Below are 22,933 nucleotides of genomic sequence, written 5' to 3'. Positions count from 1 at the left end.
GTGATTCACATGTCCATTCAAACCGATTTTCAGGATCGGATTGAAGAAAATGAGTTGCTCAACTGTATGCGTTGTGGCTTCTGCTTACCAGCTTGCCCAACCTATATTGAAACGCAAAACGAAGTCCACTCGCCACGTGGACGAATTGCCCTGATGAAGGCTGTCCGTGATGGCGAGATCGAAACCTATGAACAAGTTGAAGAATCGCTTAATGTTTGCCTTGGCTGTCGAGCGTGCGAGCCGGCGTGTCCAGCGGGTGTCAATTATGGACATATGCTCGAAGAAGCCCTTGCGATTTTTAATGAACACCATCAACCATCCATGAAAGAAAAGGCCGCCCGGCGCACTGCCTTTAATCACCTGTTCAAGAATCAAAAACGTATGGAACAAGCGACGAGTCTGCTGAGTTTTTACCAAAAATCAGGCTTACAAAAAACGACTCGCAAGCTAGGCTTCATGAAACTATTCCCGAAGCATATGCAACAAATGGAACGCGTCCTACCAAAGATGTCAAAACGAAAACGTGAACCGGAAGCCCATTTTCCAGCTGTCGGAGGGGTTAAAGCAACAGTCGCGATGTTTCGCGGCTGTTTAATGGATACACTATTTCGGGAAACGAATCGCTCGACGATTCAACTGCTGAACGAAGCTGGATGTGATGTCGTCGTACCTGATACACAGGGCTGCTGCGGTGCATTACACGGACACAGCGGTGAAAAATCTGGAGCAACCGATTTAGCTAAGAAAAATATTGAAGCCTTTGAATCCGTCGACTGCGATTATATTATCACGAACGCAGGTGGATGCGGTGCCTTTTTACACGATTACGACCATCTACTTCAGGATGATGATGAGTGGTCTGAACGTGCCAAAGCTTTTGTTTCTAAAATTGTCGACTTTACGACGGCTTTAGTCGATTTGGATTTTACCGAAAAATCATTAAATATCGAGAATCATAGGGTGACCTATCAAGACTCCTGTCATTTAAGAAACGTAATGGGCGTATCACAAGCTCCACGACAACTCATCCATGCTGTTTCCGGAGCCCATTTTATTGAAATGAAAAAGGCCGACCATTGCTGCGGCTCAGCAGGGATTTATAATCTGACTCAGCCAGAGATGTCTATGCAAATTCTCGATCATAAGATGGAAAGCATGATGGAAACAAATGCCACAACCATTATCACGACAAACCCGGGCTGTTTACTACAAATGAGGCTCGGGATTGAACGTGAGGGGCTAACCGACTCGGTAAGAGCAGTACATTTAGCTGACTATTTATTAGAAGCTCTAAACCATCAGTAGAGTTTGAATATTAGTTTAATATTCTAGGCTATTCTTCGAGACGAAGAATAGCTTTTTCTTACTGATGTATCGGACAGGACGATTTAAAGATGAAACTTTTGGCTTCGAAAAACGTAGTTCTTTATAAATGATACATAAGTAGGAGTGATTATCATTGCATTACTTAAGAAATATTGATTCTGATGACCTTATGCCTTTTATCACAGCAACCGGGCTTTTTTTAATCATTTTTTCCTTTATTGTTCCTTTCCCGGCCATTCTTTTTATTCAGGATATGTTGTTTTTTTCATACGACCATTTGTCCTTTATCCGCCCCACGGCAGCTTATGTTGGTTTTGGCGTTGGGATGATCTGGATAGCCATCGTTCTTTTCTCTTTCTTGATTACGAAAATATATTTTGAAAAGAAAGCCAGGAAGTATAAACTAACTGGGCTTCACCTAGTTTTCCTTACATTTGGTTTTGTTATTTTTGCTCTCTCCATTTATCATTATTACTACTTAGACGAAGAGGGAATTCATAGCAATTCATTTTGGTCGTTTTCTGTGGACAGTATGGCGTGGGATGATGTAGAGAAAGTATCTCGTTTAGTCGAGGAAGACTCCTTACGAGTTTTGTCTTATACGTTCTCAAATGAGGATATGTCTATTACGATTCCTTATGATACCCAGGATACAGATACTAGTAGCGCTATTTATCGTGCAGTTGAAATCTACAAATGGGACGTTATAGACAACTTCACGGATGAATAACGAATAATGTGTACATTTAATTCCCTAAAACACAAGTAAACATTGCATAACTATAACAAGAGCATTACTTTGCATAGCAATGCTCTATTTTTGTTGTTGGTACGCCAAAACTGGAATAATTAGTTACTTTTTCTTCTTCACTTTTTCGCTTAGCGATTCAATCGCACCTCTGGTGGAATCTAAATAATTAACGGTCTGATTGTATGACCTTGAGGCGACACACATAAACAAGACATCAATCACGTGTAATTGCGCCATACGAGATGACGTTGCGCCACTACGGAAGGTCGCCTCTTTCGTCGCTGATGTAAATAAGCTAATATCGGCTTGCTCGGCCACTGTCGAGCTCCCATAACGAGTCAAACTAATCGTTTTTGCCCCTTGATTATTCGCGATTTCTAAAATCTTCGCCACCTCATGCGTTTCGCCAGAAAAGGATATACCAAAGACGACATCATCCTCATCTGCGTTAGCAACGGCGGTAGCTCCCATATGTAAGTCAGTAAAGGCGGATGCCGATTTATTAATTCTTAATAACTTTTGCTCGGCATCAATGGCTGGTATGCTTGACGCACCAACACCAAATAAATAAACGCGCTTACTGTTTAATAACACATCGACAGCCTCGTTTAGTTCGTTCGTATCCAATAAATCGCCTGTCTCTTGAATCGTCTGCAAGCTATGAGACGTAACCTTCGCGATTGTAGAGGAGACGGGTTCATTCGGCTCTATATCACGGAATTCAACGACCTCATTGCGTTGCAAATCCCCTGCGATCCGAAGCTTTAACTCCTGAAAACCTTTTAGATTCAACGATTTACACAGACGGATGACAGCTGCGCTACTCGTTTGGCTTTCCTGGCCCAGATCAGTCGCTGTCATACCGATCGCCTTCTCAGGGTGTTCTAAAATGTACTCTGCAATCTTCTTTTCAGATGGTGGTAATTTATCTTTCATTTCGTTTAGCATAAATATTCCTGCGTTCGTTCTAGACATTATGGTTCACCACTTTCGATTCATATCAAACTCTACACCTATTATCGCTTATTCATCATAGAGATGACAAGCAACCCAATGGTCCCTTTCTGCCTCAATATATCTGGGTATCTCTTCCGCACATCGATCATGGGCCATTGGACATCTTAGTCTAAACGGGCAACCTGAAGGAGGATCACTCGGATCAGGGACATCTCCCTGTAATATAATCCGTTCTTTGTTTTCCTTTTCTTTCGGATTAATACTCGGTATAGCCGATAACAAGGCTTTCGTATAGGGATGCAGCGGATTATCGTATAATGCTTCCGTTTCCGCAAGCTCCATCATTTGTCCCAGATACATGACCCCAACACGATCACTCAAGTGTTTGACGACATTTAAATCATGCGAAATGAAAATATAGGTTAACTGAAATTCTTCTTGAAGCTGTTTTAATAGATTCAAGATTTGAGACTGTATCGACACATCTAATGCCGATACGGCTTCGTCTAAGATAACCAACTTAGGACGAAGTATTAATGCCCGAGCAATACTAATCCGCTGTCTTTGTCCCCCACTAAATTCATGAGGGTAACGATCTAGATGTTCAGTTGATAGCCCAACCTTTTCAACCATTTCAACTGTTTTTTCTTCCGCTTCTTTAGGTGTTGCAAGTTTATGCGTTAATAGAGGTTCCATCAATAATTTTTTTACGGTCATTCTTGGATTAAGTGAACTGTATGGATCCTGAAAGATGAGTTGCATATCTTTTCTTAAATGGCGAAAAGATGACTTGGAAACATCTATTAAGTTTTCCCCATTAAACAGAACATCTCCATCAGTCGGTTCGTGAAGGCGAAGAATGGCACGCCCAGTCGTTGATTTTCCGCAGCCACTTTCACCGACTAATGAGAACGTTTCATTTTCTCTAACATCGAAGCTAATATCATCAACCGCTTTGACATGGCCTTGGGTACGCTTTAATATGCCACCCTTAATCGGGAAATACTTTTTCAAATGTTTAACTTCCAGCACGACTTGTTCTTCGCTCATCGTCTTGTGCCTCCTCTACATGTAACCAACACTTGCTAGCATGATCGTCTTGCACCTCGAACATCGGCGGTTCTTGTTCATAGCATTTATCCATCGCAAACGGGCAACGCGTGGCAAAACGGCACCCCAACTCTTGATAGTTGTCTGGTGTTGGCACATTTCCTGGAATTGAATAGAGTTCATTGGATCTTTCTCCAAGTGATTGAATGGAAGATAACAGTCCCTTCGTATAGGGATGAGCCGCTTCTTCAAAAATGTTTTCAACCGTCGACTCTTCTACAATCTGCCCTGCATACATCACCGCAACCCGTTCACACGTCTCTAAAATTACCCCTAAGTCATGGGTAATCATTAAAATCGCCGTATGATGTGATTCAGATAAGTCATTCATTAAATCTAGAATCTGCGCCTGAATCGTCACGTCCAAAGCTGTCGTCGGTTCATCGGCAATTAACAGTTTAGGCTCACAAATTAAAGCCATCGCAATCATGACGCGCTGTCGCATCCCACCTGAGAGCTCATGAGGATACGCTTTCATAATCTGTTCCGAACGTGATATACCGACCTTATTCAGCATGTCTAACCCTTTTTGATGCATCTCTTTTTTACTATAATTCTTATGAATTTTTAAAACCTCTAATAGCTGATATTCGATCGTATAAACGGGATCTAACGCTGTCATGGGCTCCTGAAAAATCATCGCGATATCGTTACCACGAATTTTTCTCATTTCCTTTTTAGAAAGTGTGATTAAATCCTTGGTTGAATCCGTATTTAACTTAATATGGCCTTGATCAACTTTTAAAGCATCTGGTAAAAGATTCAAAATCGCCAATGAGGTCAAACTTTTACCACTGCCAGATTCACCAACAATTCCATATTTCATTTTTTCATCAATTTGAATATTAATATCTTTGATAATATTAAACTCTTTTTTATTGGATTGATAATCAATATTTAAACGATTAATATCTAACAAAGGTTTCATGGTAAACCTCCTTACACCAGTTTAAGTGAACTATTGTTTTAACTTAGGGTCCAATAGATCTCTTAAACTATCTCCTAGTAAGTTAAAGCAAAAAATGGTGAAAACGATCGCTGCAGCAGGAAATAGAATCGTCCAAGGTCCGAATTCCATATAAGCTCTAGCATCATTCAACATCATACCCCAAGAAGGATCCGGCGGTTGTACGCCTAAGCCAAGGAAGCTTAAGGCTGCTTCAGTCAAAATAGCTCCCGATAAGGCTAATGTTATTTGCACAATAAATGGCGCCATAATATTAGGGATGATATGCTTAATAATAATCATTGATGGTCGAACACCGATCGCTTGAGCATTCGTAATATACTCATTTTCCTTAACAGTCATCACCGCAGAACGAACAAGCCTTGTAAACACAGGCATAAATACAATCCCGATGGCAATCATCGTATTCGTAAGACTTGGCCCCAATACTGCCACTATGGTTAAAGCTAGTAGTATATCTGGAAAGGCAAAAAACACATCCATGATTCGCATAATGACCTGATCAAGTTTTCCTTGAAAGTAACCACTAATGAGTCCAAAAATAAGCCCGCCAATGGCTCCAATGCTTACGGCAATCAGTCCGACCTGAAGTGACACCTGTGCACCGTAAACAATTCTTGAAAAAATGTCTCGTCCAAATTCATCAGTTCCAAATAAAAACTGACTACTCGGTCCTTCCATGACATGATTCGTAAACATTTCATCCGGTTCATATGGTGCAATTAAAGGGGCAAATATCGCTAACAAGACGACGATAAATATGCCTATAAAACCTATTAACCCGACCTTGTCTTCTATTAAGCGTTGAGTAAAATCCTTCATGTCTTATCACACACTTCCTTTAACATCTTTAAACATTCTTAAAGTGCGACATAAACTGCCTGCTTTACTTGTACGTAATTCTTGGATCCAAGTATGAATAGAGTAAATCGACTAGTAAGTTGATCATGACAAATACAAAGGCAATAAATAACACAGCACCTTGAATAACGGTGAAATCCCTTTGGTTTATGCTAGTTAACACTAATTGACCTAACCCAGGTAATGAAAAAATCTGTTCAATGATAACCGTTCCACCTAATAAAACACCAATTTGCATACCAATAATCGTTAAAATCGGAATCATAGCATTTCTAAGTGCATGATTAAAAATCACTAGTCGTTCTTTAGCACCCTTTGCGCGAATCGTTCGAACAAAATCTTGTCTTAAGATTTCTAAAATGGATGAACGCGTCATCCTCATAACCGCTCCAGCCATAGCTGTTCCGAGCACAATAGCCGGTAATATTAAGATTTGGAGATTTTTTATCGGGTCTTCAAAGAAACCCACATAACCGACTGGTGGACTGTATGAAAAAGTTAAAGCTAGTACTAGGATTAAAACGGTTGCTAGCGCAAAGTTAGGAATTGATACGCCCAATAATGAAATAATCCTTACCGTAAAATCTGTTTTTGAATTACGCTTGATACCAGCTATGACGCCTAATGGAATAGCAATGATCCATGAGATGATAGCCGATAAAATCGCTAATTCAAACGTGATTTTAAAGCGATTTAAAATATCTGGGAGTACGTCCCTTCCTGTACGCATTGATTCGCCAAAGTCTCCGACTAAAACGCCACCCATCCAACTAAAATATTGTTTCATAACGGGTTGATCTAAGCCAAAGTCTTTTCTTAATTGGGCTAAGGCATCTTCCGTTGCATCCGTTCCTAAAATGGTTTGAGCGACATCACCCGGAATAATTCTAAGTGTGAAAAAAATAACAACCGACACCCCAAAAAGTACCGGTATTAACATCAATAAACGTCTAATAATATAAGCGTACATCGTGCTCACCCTTAAAATGAGAGGCCACTTATTACAAGCAGCCTCGGTTTTTGTTTATTGTTTTGATACTTCGACAATGTCTTCACCGTCATGCGGATAAGGCGTAAAGTCTACGACCGAATCTCTTACCGCTACATATTTCATCGGTGAAACTAAAAATAGATTTGGCGATAAGTCTAGTAATAGATTTTGAGCTTCATTGTAAATCTCTTGACGTTCTGCCTGATCAACGGTTACGACACCTTGTTCCACTAGTGCGTCATACTCTGAATCACTGAATCCCCAAACATTGGCTGAACCATCTGTATGGAAGAAATAATTTAACGCACGATCTGGGTCTGTTCCCGATCCATTACGACCGATTAAAATATCAGCAGATGTATTGGACCACGTATCAATATACTCGCCCCACTCAATTTGTTTAATGTCGGCGTTAACACCAATTTCTTCCCATTGCTGCTGTAGGACTTGTGCTGTATCAACCATGTCTGCATAAGTAGAAGCCGTTGTAATCGTAATCTCAAAACCATCTGGGTAACCCGCTTCTTCTAGTAATGATTTTGCTTTTTCGATATCGTTTTGATAAAGCTCATGACTTCCAACATCGATTGCCCAATCCCCCATCGAAGGAGCTACTGGACCAGATACGACCGCATCGCCATTCCAGACAATGTCTGCCACACTCTCACGATTCGTTGCTAAGCTTAATGCCTGCCTTACTTTTTGATTATTGAGTGGCTCCGAATTAACGTTAAACCCGACGTAACTATACTCTAGCGATTGATAGCTTTTAATATCAATTGCTTCTTCTCCTTCAATGAGTGAAGCCGATTGTGCTGTTAAAGTCGTCATATCAACTTCACCTGTACGTATCGCGGATAACCTTGCCGACTCTTCTTTCATCGTGTAATAAATCACTTCATCTAATTTTGGCTGACCATCGATAAAATAATCTTCGTTTTTGACTAAACTGACGCGGTTGTCAGGCACCCATTCCACAAACTTAAACGGACCTGTTCCGACCGCTACTTGCTGTAAATCTCCATTTTCCTCAACAACTTCCTGATCAACAATCGCCGCACTCGCATTAGTTAAATTAGATAAAAAGGTTGCATCAGGACTGCTTAAATTAAACTGGACTTCATATTCACCCAAAACCTCGATGCTCTCGACATTTGAAAAATATGAGGCAATGTGAGAAGCCGTTTCTTCCGCCATAATTCTTTCAAAACTATACTTGACGTCCTCAGCTGTCACTTCGCTTCCATTATGGAATGTAACACCTTCACGTAGCTTAAATATATATGTTTGATTATCTGGCTGCTCCCACTCAGACGCCAAATCACCTACAATTTCCATATTTTCATTAAAGGCAACAAGACCGCTATAAACTTGTGAATAAATTCTAACCGATGAGTGCGCAGGCGTTTTATGTGGATCCAACCCTGCTGGCTCTTGATCATTCGCAATCTTAAGGACTTGTTCAACATCGGATGATGATTCTTCGTTGGAACAAGCAACCAACAATAATGAAACAAGTAACATCATGACAGTTGCTAAAAACCATTTACGATTAAACATGTTTTATCCCCCTTATAATTGTTTCAAAAATTTCCATACGTAAAGGTTGAATATCTTTAGGTTGATCGACGTTTAGCCGATTGGTTAATAACGTGACATTGAGTTGATCTTCAGGTACAATCCATAGAGCCGTACCTGTAAAGCCTGTATGACCTACGCCTCTAGGAAAAGGCGCACCAGAATGCCAACCCAATCCGCGGTTTCCCTTTTGAGATTGATAGGCTTCTTTTAAAAGTCTATCGTCTATAAACGATGCACCACCGTTCCCTCCTTTCAAATAAATAGCCCCTAATTTACTGACATCCTCTGCTGTACCAAAAAGTCCAGCATGTCCTGAAACACCATTAAAAAAATAAAATGTATTGCCATCATTAACTTCACCCATGATGGGTTGATTCGTTGTTCGCCATTGGTCAAATGGAATACCACGCTCTTCACACATGTTCATTTCGATTTGATTACCGAATTCAGTTGCCGCGACTCGAACAGGGTCAACAGTTCCATAGGTTAAGCTGTTACTATTTATGTATTTAGATAAAACCGTGCTAACGACTTGATCTAGAGGCTGTGAATACTGATATTCAATCACCTTTCCAAGTAGAATATAATTAAGATCACTGTAAACGACATCCTCTTCCTTATGGTGCTTTAAATCGATGTTGCATAAGATTTCAAACAAATTAGTTTTAGAATGTGAGTAAAATGGATACCAGGCTCTTAATCCAGATGTGTGTGTTAATAACTCAAAAATGGTGATTGATGATAGGATGGGATGATGCTTCGTTGCTGGTAAACAGTCATATAGCTGCGTATCTAAGGAAAGTTTGTCGTTTGTGATGAGCTTCAAGATTAACGTCGAAGTAAAAAGTTTCGTTAAACTAGCAAGATCAAACATCGTATTTGGATTAACTTTTTGAGTTTTATCTCTATTGGTATAGCCAAAAGAGGCCTCATAAAGCGTTTCATCTCCTCTCTTGACTAAACAAACAGCTCCAGTAAAATAGTTTTGTTTCATATAATCGAGCAGAATAGTATTTAACTGATCGTTTAAATGGGTCATCTAAACACCTCGTCAGATGTAAGCGTTTTAAATATTTTTCGAATGATAATTAATGGCATCTCTTACAAAACCATTTGTCTGATCGAGTAACCGTTTGGCAGCGTTGTAATCGACATTTGCTAAAATCATAACGATGGCTGGTTTTACTTCATAATTCGTCTCTTCTAAAACCTCTTCCGCCTCGTCATATGTTACTTGGGTCGCTTCACATATGATTTGCTTAGAACGTTCTCGCAATTTATAATTCGTCGCGTTAACATCGACCATTAAATTTTGATAAACCTTTCCATACTTAACCATGGAAGCTGTTGAAATCATATTGAGAATCATTTTATGTGCGGTTGCTGCTTTTAACCGCGTTGACCCTGTCAAAATTTCTGGTCCCGTCATCACTTCGATGGCGATATCCGCATGCTTGCTAATTTCAGCATTTTCATTACTCGTTAGACTAACAACTGTTGCTCCGACATCAGACGCGTAACTTAATGCCCCTTTAACATAAGGCGTTCTACCACTAGCAGCAATACCTATAACGACATCACGTTCATTTAAGTGACGTTCTTTTAAATCTTGAGCACCTAACTCAGGGTCATCCTCGGCGCCTTCAACGGAAACCATCATGGCATCAGGCCCACCAGCTAGAACAGCTTGAACTTTATCTGACGATGTACTAAAAGTTGGCGGACATTCAACGGCATCTAACAGCCCAATTCGACCACTAGTGCCAGCACCTACATAGAATAAACGACCATCATTTTTAAACGCTTCATAAACGGCTTCAATGACCTTTTCCACATGGGGTAAAACTTTTTCGATTGCTGCAGGTATGAGTCGATCTTCTTCATTCATCAATCTTAAGATCTCACCTGTTGACATTTGGTCTAAATGATTCGATTTTGAATTATACATTTCGGTAGTTAATTTCGTAAGTCTCTCCATTTTTCAACCTTCCTAGCTATAGTTTTCGATTACCAAGAAATTTTCCCCATCACGACACTTTTACGAGCTCCAGTTGCTGATGGTAGGTTATTTGTTTTTCGGTTAAAACCTAAATAACCGAGTAAAGCAAACACAATCGCTTCCTTCGCGTCCTGATCAATCCCTAATGTTTGGGTGGATTGTAGATTAATATGTTCCGGTAGCGCTTCTTTCAATCTAGCCATCAAGTATTGATTTCGAAAGCCCCCACCACTTATGTAAATTTCTTTTATATCATCTTCATTAATGTGTTGATTAAGTGAATCAGCTAATGTATGAGCGGTTAGATCTGTTATAGTGGCTATTCGATCCAACTCCGAGATGTTTTTTGCCTTCGCTTGCTGCCATAATGTTTTGGCGTAATCAATCCCAAACTGCTCTCTCCCCGTGCTTTTAGGCGGGCGCTCTGAAAAATAAGGATGTTTTAGGAGTTCATTGAGCCATTGATGGTTAACCTGTCCTTGACTTGCCAATTGGCCATCTTCATCAAACGTCATCTCACCTTTGGAATGCCAAGTCACAAAGGCATCAATCAGCATGTTCCCTGGACCCGTGTCATAGGCAATGACCTCATCTGCATGACACCCTTTTTTCAATAAGGTCATATTAGAAATCCCACCTATATTAACAAGTATTCGACCAACATCTTGGGAACGAAAGAGTTCGTAATCGGCATAAGGGACTAACGGGGCCCCTTGCCCACCAACCGCCATATCCCTCGTCCGGAAGTCACCTATTGTAGGAATGCCCGTTAATTCTGCGATAACACTAATATCTCCAATTTGTAAAGTGTTGGGACGGTGGAGTGGATCCTGTTGAGTTGGTGTTGGGTTGTGAAAAATCGTTTGGCCGTGTGAACTAATCAAATCAATTTGGTGCTTTTCCAGACCTGATTGTTCAATGGCCTGATTGACAGCTTTGGCATATGTTTCACCAAGTAGCATATTCATCGATGAGATGTCTGGGGACTGACTTGTCAGTTGAACGATTGATTGTAGACGTTTTTGCAAATCATGAGTATATGGAATCGTTGTAAAATATTTTAATTCAAACTGCAGGTCATCCTCTATATTCTCGAAATGAACAATAGCCACATCGACTCCGTCCAAAGAGGTCCCTGACATGACACCACATACCGTCATTTGATTTTGCTCATTCATAAAAAACAGCCCTTTTTGATGTAATCACTTAAATTTATCATAATCGAATTGAAATAATATATCAATGTTTTCAGAATAATTATAAAATATTTTTTTATTCTAAAGAAAATCAAAGTGTTCATTCTGTTTAGAGGTACACATAAACCCACGTTGCTGTTGCTATTCATGAAGCCGAATTAAATATTGTGGTGGGTGTACTTTTTGTGTGAATTTTTATTTTATTGAAGATTAAATAGAAAATTATGTTAAAATCGATATAAGAATAATGTAGCAACTAAGGTGTTGTACTATCTGGGGAAAGAAAGGATGAGAACAATCATGGACATTGGAGAACTATTAGGATTATCGAAAAGTATAAATTTAAAGTATGAACAAGGTATTTCACAATAATAAGAGATTTTTTTCTATATGAAAATGTATTAGGTTTCGAATATGAATTTGAGAATGATAAATTACGATAGTGTATATAATCTACAAATGTATATCGAACATAGCCAAAAACAAAAGGAAAAATTATACATTTTGAAACAAATGGTTCAAGAATAAGTTATGGATTGATTGTCCTTGTTAAACTATGTGGAAGTTGGCTTAACATGAAGGATTTATTGAGAAACAACGCAGTTTAATTTGAATGAATTTTTAGTAAGGCTGATTTTATATGAAATACTTATGAGTAGGAGGGTGTTTATGGATATATGTCCAGAATGTAAAAGTGATGATGTGGAAAAAACATATTCCATAGGTTTACGTGTCGTAGTCTGCGTAATTCTTTTATTCATTCCATATGGCATTTTCTTTTGCTGGATCCCTTTTGTATTCCCATACACGCATGTTTGTAATGTTTGCGGTACTGAATTATCATCAGATCAGTTGTTGCGAATGGATTGGCGTGAAAGAGAAGAATTATTAAAGGAACATCAACAATTAGAAGAAAAGTTATTCCCTTATTTAGGGAAATGGATAGAGGATCAAGAAGAAAGACTTTTTAAAGTTGCGAAAGGAAAAGGACAAATTTTTCTTGTTGAGGTTAATGGAACAAAGAAAGCAACGACCTACCGTGTGGTTGAATATAACGAACAAAATGATGTTCCAGAGATAAAATCTTCTTCTAAGGTGGGTTCAAAATTTCGACGTGTCATCCAAGAAGCTGGTGATTTTGTTTCATTTGATGAAAACGAATATACAAACAAAACTTCCCTTACTGAGTTAGGGAAAGAACTTCTTACAAAAGATGAGTTTAATAATATCAAAGATAACGATCTTGATATACATAACTGGTTAAAAGAGCTTGGCAAGAATCTACAAATAATAAACGTCGAAATTTTATCTGATCAAAAAGAACAAGAGTAGTGATTTTTGTAAATAAAAGAGTCAGTGACTATTCGTGCTTTCAGTACATTGGCAAAAACAAATTGTTTTAGTTGTTGATGAAAAGGATAAGAGTGTAGTTGGAATTGATATCTACGGGTGATGTTATTTGTTTCTTATTAAAGGGACTTAAACATTATGTTTAACTAATATATTTTCCATAAATCCCTCTGAAATCTCTAGTCCTAAATGCTTTAATCCCCCAATGACAGCACCAAAAACAGGTTCAGCATATAATAATTGAAGGTTATACGCGTGACCCGTACCCTTTAAATCATCTTTTATTAACGGAATCATGATGTGGTCCCGTTTAAATAAACCGCCTGATAACACAACATTCACTTGATCATGGTTAGCATATACATCGTTAGCTAATGACTTGATCGAATGGCTAATATCCTTGGCAGCCTGTTTGATGATTTGAATGGAGACGTCATCCCCTTCTTCATAGGCATCAAACGTTAATTTAGATAGTTGCGCAATGAGTGTGCGATGGTTTGAGGCCTGATAGATTAACGAAACAAGGTCAGGTGGAATGTCTGCATTAAAGTATTGTAAAACTTTTGAGGTTAAAACCGTACGTTCGCCCCGACCATCATATTCCTGGAGAACGGCGGCCAACGTCTCCTTACCTATAGAATAACCGCTACCTAAATCATCGAAAAGATACCCCCAGCCCCCTGCTCTTTTTATAAGATTATCCTTTATGGCATATGTAATTGAGCCAGTTCCAGAAATATGAACAATACCATCCTGACCACCCGTACCAACATATAGCGCAATCACACCGTCATGGGCTAACTCGACATCCATATCATAAGGTTGACATATGTTTGTTAAAACCGTTTTTAAAGAGCTTTGATTAGGATCTAATCCGACACCAGACATACCGGCAAAACAAATAGACACTTGATCAAACGCCTCAGGTGACTGTTTTTTTAGAGATTTAAATAGCTCCGATAATGATTCATATATCTCATGTTCCGTTACTGAATTCGGATTGCTCGGACCACCTGCAGCAGTAGCAAAAACCTGGCCAGTTTGGTCAGCCAGAACCGCTTTCGTTTTAGTGCCACCACCATCTATTCCAATCACATAAACCATATAGACACCATCGCTCTCACAATTTTATAAACTATTTTAATATTAAATAGTTTATTAGCATTTATCAACCCTACCATACGATTGAAGAGATTTATAATTTGTGCTATCTTTTCTTTAATTCACAGAAAAAGGAGCGTTAACATGAATAAACTCATAGAATCATTGAAGCCTCAGTTAATAGATATTTTTAACCACCTTCACACGTATCCTGAAATTAGCTGGGAGGAAGTTAAAACGACTGAATACATTGAAAATCTACTTGAAAATGAAGGTATAAATGTTAAAACGTTTTCCGATTGTACTGGTTTAGTGGCTGAGATAGGTCACGGAAAACCAGTCGTTGCTGTTCGTGCCGATATCGATGCCCTTTGGCAACAGGTTGACGGCGAATTCCAGGCTAACCATTCCTGCGGCCATGACGCGCATATGACGATTGTGTTAGGAACACTACTAGCTTTCCACCATTCAAGTGAAGCGTTTAACGGAACTGTTCGCTTCATTTTCCAACCTGCCGAAGAAAAAGGAACAGGTGCCTTAAAGCTTGTAGAAAAAGGGGTCGTCGATGATGTCAATTATCTCTACGGCATGCACCTACGTCCTAAAGAGGAATTAAATCATGGTGAATTTACCCCCGTCATTAAACATGGTGCCGCACGCTTTATACACGGTACAATAACAGGAGAAGATGCACACGGCGCTCGTCCTCATTTAACTGCGAACGCGATAGATATCGGTGCTGACTTAAACCACTATATTCGAAACATTCAAGTGAATCCGATGATTCCCCACTCCATTAAAATGACAGGCTTTCAAGCTGGTGGAAAAAGCCAGAATATCATCCCAGGAAGTGCCACCTTTTCATTAGACTTACGCGCACAAACGAACGAAGCAATGGATCAAATAAATGACAAGCTGAATCAAGTGGTGCATATGCTTGAGGAATATCATCAAGTAAAGATTGAACTAGAACTCGGAGCCAATGTAGCCGCATCGGTCACTAACAACGAGGCGATTTCACATATGGCGGAAGGGATCCAGCGTGCAGCTGGTGAAGATGCCTTAAAAGATCCGATTGTCACAACAGGTGGCGACGACTTTCATTTTTATACGATCGAACGCCCACACCTTAAAGCTACCATGCTTGGGATCGGATGTGATCTAGGACCTGGCCTTCACCATCCGAATATGACATTTAACTTTAATGCCATTCCGAAGTCGGTTGAGGTTATGGTTGAGACTGTGAGGAGGACGTTAGGATAGGAGAATCGTGAAGAAAAATAATCTTAATAACAACAAAGAATAGCATGTGAAACTTTGAATGTTCACATGCTATTACTTATTCAGCTAAAGCTAAGTTCTTTACAACTTTACTTTTTAAAACAATGATCTATCGCTTTTATGACAGATCCTCGAAAGCCGTCTTCCTCTAATGAGGCCAGTGCTCGAATTGTTGTGCCATTAGGCGTCGTCACGTGATCCTTTAATTCACCTGGATGAAGTCCCGTTTCCATCACCATTTTGGCTGCCCCATAGACGGCCTGAGTCGCTAGTTGGTAGGCAAGCTCCCGCGGGATGCCCTGCTTCACAGCACCATCCGCCATCGCTTCAATAAACACATAGACATAGGCTGGTGATGAACCACTCACGGCGGTAATCGCGTCCATCAAGTTTTCTTTAACCATTTCAGCCTGACCATAGCTTGAAAAAAGTGATTGCAGCTCTTCTAGTTCAGGGTCGGTGAGGTTTTCATTCGGACAATAGGCTGTCATCCCTTCACCAACGAAAGCAGGTGTGTTGGGCATTGTCCGCACCACTCTTGTTTCAGAAGAAAATAAATTTGCCATTTCCTTTAACGTAACACCGACGGCAATGGTGACAATAATGGTATCTTTCCTGATATGTGATCGGACTTCCTCAATGACATTTGGATAGACATACGGTTTCACTGCTAAATAAAGCACATCGCTTTCCGCGGCTACTTTTTGATTATCATTGCCAATTTCTATTCCAAATTTCTCCGTCACATAACTAATTGTCTTGTCCGTTACGGCTGTAGCTTGAATTTGTTCGGGGGCATAACCACCATATGTAATCATGCCATTAATGATTGACTGAGCCATTTTACCGCAACCGATAAAACCAATGTTCTGGATTGCCATAAACACACCCCTTTCATTTTTTTGGTAATGAGTTAATTGATATCATAACGCTAAATGATGGAAATGCCAAGTCACATTCTTATCATCGAACCATTTAAATAATTTATTCGCTAATTCTCCATTGATTTTGCGGTTCGACCCCTCGTTTTGGCGGATTGACCCCCTCGTTTTGGCGATTCGACCCCTCTTTTCGGCGGATTGAACTCCTTTTTCGGCGGTTCGACCCCTTGTTTTGGCGGATGGTCTCCTCTTTTTGGCGGATTGACCCTTCTTTTCGGCGGATCGACCTCTCTTTTTGGCGGATGGTCTCACTATTCTACGGATTGATTTCTCTTCTTGACTGGTCGAGCCTTCAAATTGGTGAGTGCACTCATCAGATTAACGAGTTACACCTCGGATTGGTGAGTCCAGACCCCAATCCTCATAACTTATAATAAAAATTCCGCCCCAAAGGCGGAATTTTTTCCTATTAAACAATATTCATCTTACTTTCCTCTGTTAAATATTCGTGGACTTGCTCTGCGACTTCGCGTCCTTCTCGAATCGCCCAAACGACGAGGCTTTGGCCGCGACGTGCGTCGCCGGCTGCGTAAATGCCTTGTTCATTTGTGCAGTAGTCTTTACTGCCATCCAGTGTCCAAATGCGGCCACGTTCATCTGTTTGTAGATTAAAGTGTTCTAATATTTCTTGTTCAGGGCCTAAAAATCCGATCGCAATTAAGACTAGGTCTGCGTCCCACACTTGCTCAGTGCCAGGGATTTCTTTCGTGACGAGCTTTCCGTCCTCATATACCTTCTCGACATTTAAGGTATGTAAGGCCGCTACGTTCCCATCTTCTCCCTGTTCAAATCGCTGGGTAAGCACTTCATATTTTCGTGGGTCTTCGCCTTGAGACTCAAGGCCTTCTTTATAGCCGTAGTCTAGTTTAAAGGTCATCGGAAACTCTGGCCAAGGATTGTCACTAGTACGTTCCTCAGGACTGGCTGGGTGTTTGCCGAATTGAACGACACGCTTAGCGTTTTGTCTTAGCGCAGTTGCGACACAGTCGGCACCTGTGTCACCGCCTCCGATGACAATCACGTTTTTACCTTCTGCGGTAATCGGTGTGTTTTTAGGATCGGTTTCAAGTGCTTTTGTTGAAGCCTTTAAATAGTCCATCGCAAAATGGATCCCGCTACTTTCACGGTTTTCTAATGGAACGTCGCGTGGGTCTTGGGCTCCCGTACACATGATGACCACATCGTAGTCACGGTTCAGTTCATCACGCGTGACATCGACGCCAACCTCTGTGTTACAGACAAATTCAATGCCTGACTCTTTCATCACCTTAATGCGTCGGTCAACGGTATCTTTTTCGAGCTTCATATTCGGAATACCATACATTAACAGGCCGCCTGGACGGTCATCACGTTCATAAACGGTCACGTGATGTCCCATTTCATTAAGCTGATCAGCTGCCGCTAAACCAGCTGGGCCGGAGCCTACGATTGCTACGCGTTTATCCGTACGACGGGTTGGCACCTTCGCTTCGACCCAACCGTTGTCAAAGCCGCGTTCAATAATTTCGTTTTCTATCGATTTAATCGTCACTGGATCATCATTTATTGCAAGTGTACAAGAGCCCTCACATGGTGCAGGACATACACGGCCCGTAAATTCTGGGAAGTTATTTGTTTCCTCAAGTCGTTTCAACGCTTCCTGCCAGTTCTCTTCACTCACAAGTTCATTCCACTCTGGTATAAAGTTGTTCACTGGACAGCCAACGTTGGCGCCATCCCATTCAGCTCCTGTATGGCAAAAAGGTGTGCCGCAATCCATACAGCGTGAGCTTTGGCGTTTTAACTCATCATCGTCAAAGCGAACGACGTACTCTTCCCAGTTTTTAATCCGCTCGATAGGATCACGTACATCCTGGTCTTTTCGACTAAAATCCATAAAACCTTTTAAATATCCCATGCTACCTCTCCCTCCTTTGTTGTTTACTGAACGACTTTCTCCTGGTTTTCCTGACTTTCTTTAGATAGCATCGCTTTAAACTCTTCAGGAATGATTTTTACAAACTGATGCACAGCCGTATCCCAATGATTCAGAATATATTTCGCGCGTTTACTACCTGTATATTGGACATGCTTTAATAACATATCTTTTAATTCACTCATTTCATCTGAGTCTTCCAATGCCTCAAATAAAACGAGCTCTTTATTACATTTTTTTTTAACGTCCTGTATGTCGTTAGCCCAAATGTAGGCTATACCGCCTGACATCCCGGCAGCAAAGTTTTTACCAATGCCTCCGAGAACAATAACACGACCACCTGTCATATATTCACAGCCATTATCGCCAACACCTTCAACGACAGCACGTGCGCCACTATTTCGAACGGCAAAACGTTCACCTGCTCCGCCATTAATGTAAGCCTCGCCACTTGTTGCTCCAAATAAGGCAACGTTACCGATGATGACCTCTTCCATACGGTGTAAGGCAGGCGGCAGATTAGGTTGGAATATTAATTTACCACCGGATAAACCTTTACCTACATAGTCATTACCATCGCCATTAACATGCATCGTAACACCATGCGGTACATACGCACCGAAGCTTTGACCGGCGGAACCTGTAAAACGTAAGTCAATCGTATCCTCTCGTAAGCCTTCTTCACCGTATCGCTTGGAAACTTCGTAACCGAGTGTCGTTCCCACGGTTCGATTCGTGTTTTCGATTGGTAAATCTAACTGAACTAATTCACTATTTTCAAGTGCTCGGTCCAATTTCGGAATCAACTCAGTCGTATCCATATGGTGGTCATCATAAACGTTAAGATCCGGACGTTCGTTTTCAAGCCAGCCAACATCTGCTGTCATTAACAATGGCTCTAAATCAAGCTGCTTTGCCTTGGTATGCTCTGCTTTTTTATGATTAACAGTAAGGAAGTCCGTACGACCAATTAATTCATCTAATGTGCGAACACCTAACTGAGCCATAATTTCCCGCATTTCCTCAGCGACAAAACGCATATAATTGACCACGTGATCGGCATTGCCTGCAAACTTTTTCCGTAGCTCGGGATCTTGTGTCGCAATACCGACTGGACACGTATCTAAATGACATGCACGCATTAAAATACAGCCAAGCACGACCATAGGTGCCGTTGAAAATCCGTATTCTTCTGCTCCAAGTAATGCTGCCTTAATCACATCACGACCGGTCATGAGCTTTCCGTCTGTTTCTAAACGAACGCGCTCACGCAAGCCGTTTAAAACTAATGTCTGATGAGCTTCGGCTAAACCGAGCTCCCACGGAAGACCAGCATGACGAATACTCGTTTTCGGAGATGCTCCTGTTCCGCCTTCATAACCACTAATTAAAATGACATCGGCTCTACCTTTGGCAACACCAGCAGCGATCGTTCCAACACCAGATTTCGCCACCAATTTCACATTTAAGCGTGCATCTGGATTAGCATGCTTTAAGTCGTAAATTAATTGCGCTAAATCCTCAATTGAATAAATATCGTGGTGTGGCGGTGGTGAAATTAACCCTACGCCTGGTGTCGACTTACGGACATCCGCAATCCACGGGTGAACTTTTTTACCCGGCAAGTGACCACCCTCACCTGGCTTAGCGCCTTGTGCCATCTTGATTTGAACCTCATCGGCATTCGTCAAATAATAACTCGTCACACCAAAACGACCAGAAGCCACCTGCTTAATTGCACTGCGTCGTAAGTCTCCATTCTCATCTGGCGTAAAACGATTAGGATCTTCCCCACCTTCACCGCTATTACTTTTACCACCGATTCGATTCATCGCAATCGCAAGCATTTCATGGGCTTCCTGACTCAGAGCCCCATACGACATCGCGCCGGTTTTGAACCTCTTCCAAATGTCCTCAACGGGCTCGACTTCATCTATCGGAATCGCTTTAGACTCATCTAATTTAAAGTCCAATAAATCACGTAAATATGTTACTTTTTCACTTTCGACTAGCTCTGAAAACTTCTCATATAATGGCTTACTATTCATACGTGCAGCGTGCTGAAGCGTATGGATTGTTCGCGGGTTAAATGAGTGATGCTCGCCATCGCTACGCCACTGCATCGCACCACCAGATGGTAAAGTCGTTCGGCGTTCACCGTAAGCTAAAAGATGTCGTGTGATCGATTCTTCGGCAATACTCTCTAACCCAATACCACTAAGCTTAGACGATGTCCCATAAAAATATTGATCCATCACTTCATGGTCAATTCCAATCGCTTCAAATGTCTGCGCACCACGGTAGCTTTGAATCGTCGAAATCCCCATTTTCGACATCACTTTAACAATGCCATTCGTCGCCGCTTCACGATACCGCTCAATTGCCTTTTCATAACGATAATCTTCTACAAATTGATCAGCCACGAGCTTCTCAATTGAACGATAAGCTAAGTACGGATAAATCATATCGACACCAAAGCCAATTAAAACTGAGAACTGATGAACATCACGCGCCTCAGCCGTTTCTAAAATTAGGCTCGCTTTCGTCCGCAAGCCTTTACGGACTAAATAATGGTGTAAACCGCTCACAGCTAATAATGACGGGATGGCCACACGTTCACTGGAAGTATCCCGGTCCGTTAACACAATCATCGAAACGCCTTGTTCGATGGCGGTTTCAACTTGTTTAAACATGGACTCTAATGCGGATTCCATACCAGCTGCTCCGCGTGAAATCGGATAAGTCGTCGATACACGCTCAAAACGGAAATCACTACGACTATTATGAACGACCGCATCGAATTCCTGCTTCGTTAAAATCGGTGTATATAAGCGAATTCGCCTACAATGCTCAGGTCCATCATCTAAGAAATTATGACGCGGCCCAAGATAAGAAGTGGTTGAGGTCACACCTTTTTCCCGAATCGCATCAATAGGCGGATTCGTCACCTGCGCAAATAATTGCTTAAAGTAATTAAACAACAATTGCGGTTGTTCCGATAAAACCGCTAGTGGCGTATCGTTCCCCATTGAACCAATCGGATCTTTTTGTTCCGTCACCATCGGCAATATGTTTTTCATTAATTCTTCTTTCGTGTACCCATTCGCTAACTGAAACTGTAATAGCTCATAATCCGATAATTCTTCAGATGCATCATGGTCTTGAAAACCTTTTAATTGAATCAATGACTCATTCAGCCATTCACGGTATGGAAACTTCGTCGCGATATCACGCTTGATATCTTCATTGAATAAAACATCATGTTTTTCTAAATCAACTAAAATCATCTCACCTGGCGCGAGGCGTCCTTTTTGAACAACCTGCTCCGGTTCAATATCGACAACGCCAACCTCAGAGGATAGCACCATTCGATTGTCCTCTGTAATATAATAACGCGCTGGACGTAACCCGTTTCGGTCAAGTGATGCCCCAATTTGTTTTCCGTCTGTGTAGGCAATCGCTGTCGGACCATCCCAGGGCTCCATAATCGTGCTTAAATATTCAAAGCAGGCACGCTCAGGGTCCTTCATCTGTTCATTTAAATCCCAAGCCTCCGGAACCATCATCATTGATGTCTGTGACATGGAACGGCCATTTGTCACAAGGTACTCAAAGGCCTGATCAAGCATCCCCGAGTCACTTGATTCTTCGTCAATGATTGGTAAAAGCTCCTCATGACGCTCTTCAAAAATATGAGAAATTGCTGCCGTTTCACGTGCTTTCATCCAGTTGACATTACCCGTAATCGTGTTAATCTCACCATTGTGCATGAGCATCCGGTTTGGATGCGCGCGTTCCCATGACGGAAACGTATTCGTACTATAACGCGAATGCACCATGCCAAAAGCCGTTTTAGCGATTGGATTATTTAAATCTAAATAAAACTGATCCATCTGTTCTGGTGTGAGCATACCTTTATACACAATCGTACCTGGCGAAAGACTCGCAAAATAAAACGGTCCCTTTTTGAGCTCCTCCATGTTAGCCACGCGCTTTTCGATGATACGGCGAATTAAGTATAAAGATTGTTTGAATTTTTCTTCTATATAAGTATTTTGAGGTTTTTTAATAAAAACTTGTCGGATATAAGGCATCGTCGATTTTGCCGTCTCAGATAGCATGGAGTCATCAACCGGGACTGTGCGCCAACCGATCAAATCATGCTGCTCCGCTTCAATGACTTGCTCAACGACTGACTCAGCCAGTTTTCTTAAACGTTCTTCCTGCGGTAAAAATAACATCCCAACTGCATATTCGCCTTGCTCAGGCAGCTTTGAATTCCACTCTTTACGGTACAGCTCATCTGGAATTTGCATCATAATCCCAGCACCGTCACCGGTATTCGGATCTGATCCACGACCACCACGATGCTCGAGTCGACAGAGAATCGTGATCGCATCCTGGATCATCTGATGCGTTTTTTCACCATCTATACTTGCAATAAAACCTATTCCACACGCATCACTTTCAAACTTCGGGTCATACAACCCGTGTTTTTCTGGAAGTCCTGTTTGAATCACGTATAACCTCACCCTTTCTATATTCACTTAAAGAAAAACTCGCTTTACGCGAGGAGTGTTGTGTTTTTATAGCAATTTTATAAAAA

At 41.1% G+C, this 22,933-nt stretch carries 17 protein-coding genes; 4 read left to right on the top strand and 13 right to left on the bottom strand.

All coding sequences use genetic code 11. From position 1 onward, the window contains the following. Positions 1-9: 9 nt before the first annotated feature. Together BLP77_RS09725 and BLP77_RS09720 are read left to right on the top strand one after the other, a co-directional pair. Positions 10-1,305, top strand: a complete 1,296-nt coding sequence (locus BLP77_RS09725) for a (Fe-S)-binding protein (RefSeq protein ID WP_093856928.1) — start codon at positions 10-12, stop codon at positions 1,303-1,305. Between the two features lie 154 nt (positions 1,306-1,459). Next, a complete protein-coding gene (locus BLP77_RS09720) occupies positions 1,460-2,056 on the top strand; it encodes a hypothetical protein (protein WP_245686849.1) in 597 nt (198 codons plus the stop codon). Positions 2,057-2,179: 123 nt separating this feature from the next. Here the strand turns inward: BLP77_RS09720 and BLP77_RS09715 are convergent, their stop codons facing one another. From BLP77_RS09715 to BLP77_RS09675, 9 genes are all read right to left on the bottom strand, one after another. Beyond that, positions 2,180-3,052 (bottom strand): MurR/RpiR family transcriptional regulator, encoded by an 873-nt coding sequence (locus BLP77_RS09715; RefSeq protein ID WP_093856927.1) that lies wholly within the window; start codon positions 3,050-3,052, stop codon positions 2,180-2,182. A gap of 48 nt (positions 3,053-3,100) precedes the next feature. Continuing rightward, positions 3,101-4,084, bottom strand: a complete 984-nt coding sequence (locus tag BLP77_RS09710; protein WP_093856926.1) for an ABC transporter ATP-binding protein — start codon at positions 4,082-4,084, stop codon at positions 3,101-3,103. Continuing rightward, complete coding sequence (locus BLP77_RS09705) at positions 4,053-5,072, bottom strand: ABC transporter ATP-binding protein (protein ID WP_093856925.1); 1,020 nt, start codon at positions 5,070-5,072, stop codon at positions 4,053-4,055. Before BLP77_RS09705 ends, BLP77_RS09710 begins: the two co-directional genes overlap by 32 nt. Before the next feature lie 30 nt (positions 5,073-5,102). Then, complete coding sequence (locus BLP77_RS09700; protein WP_093856924.1) at positions 5,103-5,933, bottom strand: ABC transporter permease; 831 nt, start codon at positions 5,931-5,933, stop codon at positions 5,103-5,105. A gap of 64 nt (positions 5,934-5,997) precedes the next feature. Further along, a complete protein-coding gene (locus BLP77_RS09695) occupies positions 5,998-6,942 on the bottom strand; it encodes an ABC transporter permease (RefSeq protein ID WP_093856923.1) in 945 nt (314 codons plus the stop codon). A gap of 54 nt (positions 6,943-6,996) precedes the next feature. After that, positions 6,997-8,523: an ABC transporter substrate-binding protein gene (locus BLP77_RS09690; protein ID WP_093856922.1), complete on the bottom strand. Its 1,527-nt coding sequence runs from the start codon at positions 8,521-8,523 to the stop codon at positions 6,997-6,999. Then, the gene (locus BLP77_RS09685) at positions 8,516-9,583 is read right to left on the bottom strand and encodes a serine hydrolase domain-containing protein (RefSeq protein ID WP_093856921.1); all 1,068 of its coding nucleotides are present in this window, start codon (positions 9,581-9,583) and stop codon (positions 8,516-8,518) included. Before BLP77_RS09685 ends, BLP77_RS09690 begins: the two co-directional genes overlap by 8 nt. A 27-nt stretch (positions 9,584-9,610) precedes the next feature. Continuing rightward, positions 9,611-10,522, bottom strand: a complete 912-nt coding sequence (murQ, locus tag BLP77_RS09680) for an N-acetylmuramic acid 6-phosphate etherase (protein ID WP_093856920.1) — start codon at positions 10,520-10,522, stop codon at positions 9,611-9,613. A 29-nt stretch (positions 10,523-10,551) separates the two neighbouring features. Continuing rightward, positions 10,552-11,721 carry an anhydro-N-acetylmuramic acid kinase gene (locus BLP77_RS09675; protein ID WP_245686848.1) on the bottom strand — a complete coding sequence of 390 codons (1,170 nt, stop codon included), beginning with the start codon at positions 11,719-11,721 and terminating at the stop codon, positions 10,552-10,554. A 687-nt stretch (positions 11,722-12,408) separates the two neighbouring features. Here BLP77_RS09675 and BLP77_RS09670 point away from each other — a divergent pair. Beyond that, a complete protein-coding gene (locus BLP77_RS09670) occupies positions 12,409-13,071 on the top strand; it encodes an LITAF-like zinc ribbon domain-containing protein (RefSeq protein WP_093856919.1) in 663 nt (220 codons plus the stop codon). Between the two features lie 147 nt (positions 13,072-13,218). On the opposite strand, the gene BLP77_RS09665 is transcribed toward BLP77_RS09670, so the two are convergent. Next, entirely contained in the window at positions 13,219-14,193 is a 975-nt protein-coding gene (locus BLP77_RS09665) for an N-acetylglucosamine kinase (RefSeq protein ID WP_093856918.1), read from the bottom strand. Between the two features lie 141 nt (positions 14,194-14,334). On the opposite strand from BLP77_RS09665, the gene BLP77_RS09660 reads away from it, so the two are divergent. Then, positions 14,335-15,453: a M20 peptidase aminoacylase family protein gene (locus BLP77_RS09660; RefSeq protein WP_093856917.1), complete on the top strand. Its 1,119-nt coding sequence runs from the start codon at positions 14,335-14,337 to the stop codon at positions 15,451-15,453. Between the two features lie 107 nt (positions 15,454-15,560). Here the strand turns inward: BLP77_RS09660 and proC are convergent, their stop codons facing one another. The 3 genes from proC to gltB form a co-directional block, all read right to left on the bottom strand. Next, complete coding sequence (proC, locus tag BLP77_RS09655) at positions 15,561-16,352, bottom strand: pyrroline-5-carboxylate reductase (RefSeq protein ID WP_093856916.1); 792 nt, start codon at positions 16,350-16,352, stop codon at positions 15,561-15,563. A 469-nt stretch (positions 16,353-16,821) separates the two neighbouring features. Beyond that, positions 16,822-18,309 (bottom strand): glutamate synthase subunit beta, encoded by a 1,488-nt coding sequence (locus BLP77_RS09645; protein WP_093856914.1) that lies wholly within the window; start codon positions 18,307-18,309, stop codon positions 16,822-16,824. Between the two features lie 23 nt (positions 18,310-18,332). After that, positions 18,333-22,847: a glutamate synthase large subunit gene (gene gltB, locus BLP77_RS09640; protein ID WP_093856913.1), complete on the bottom strand. Its 4,515-nt coding sequence runs from the start codon at positions 22,845-22,847 to the stop codon at positions 18,333-18,335. Between the last annotated feature and the right edge of the window lie 86 nt (positions 22,848-22,933).

It is taken from the genome of Tenuibacillus multivorans (assembly GCF_900103915.1).
Classification (GTDB): domain Bacteria; phylum Bacillota; class Bacilli; order Bacillales; family Alkalibacillaceae; genus Tenuibacillus; species Tenuibacillus multivorans.
This window is presented reverse-complemented; position numbering and strand designations above follow the sequence as displayed.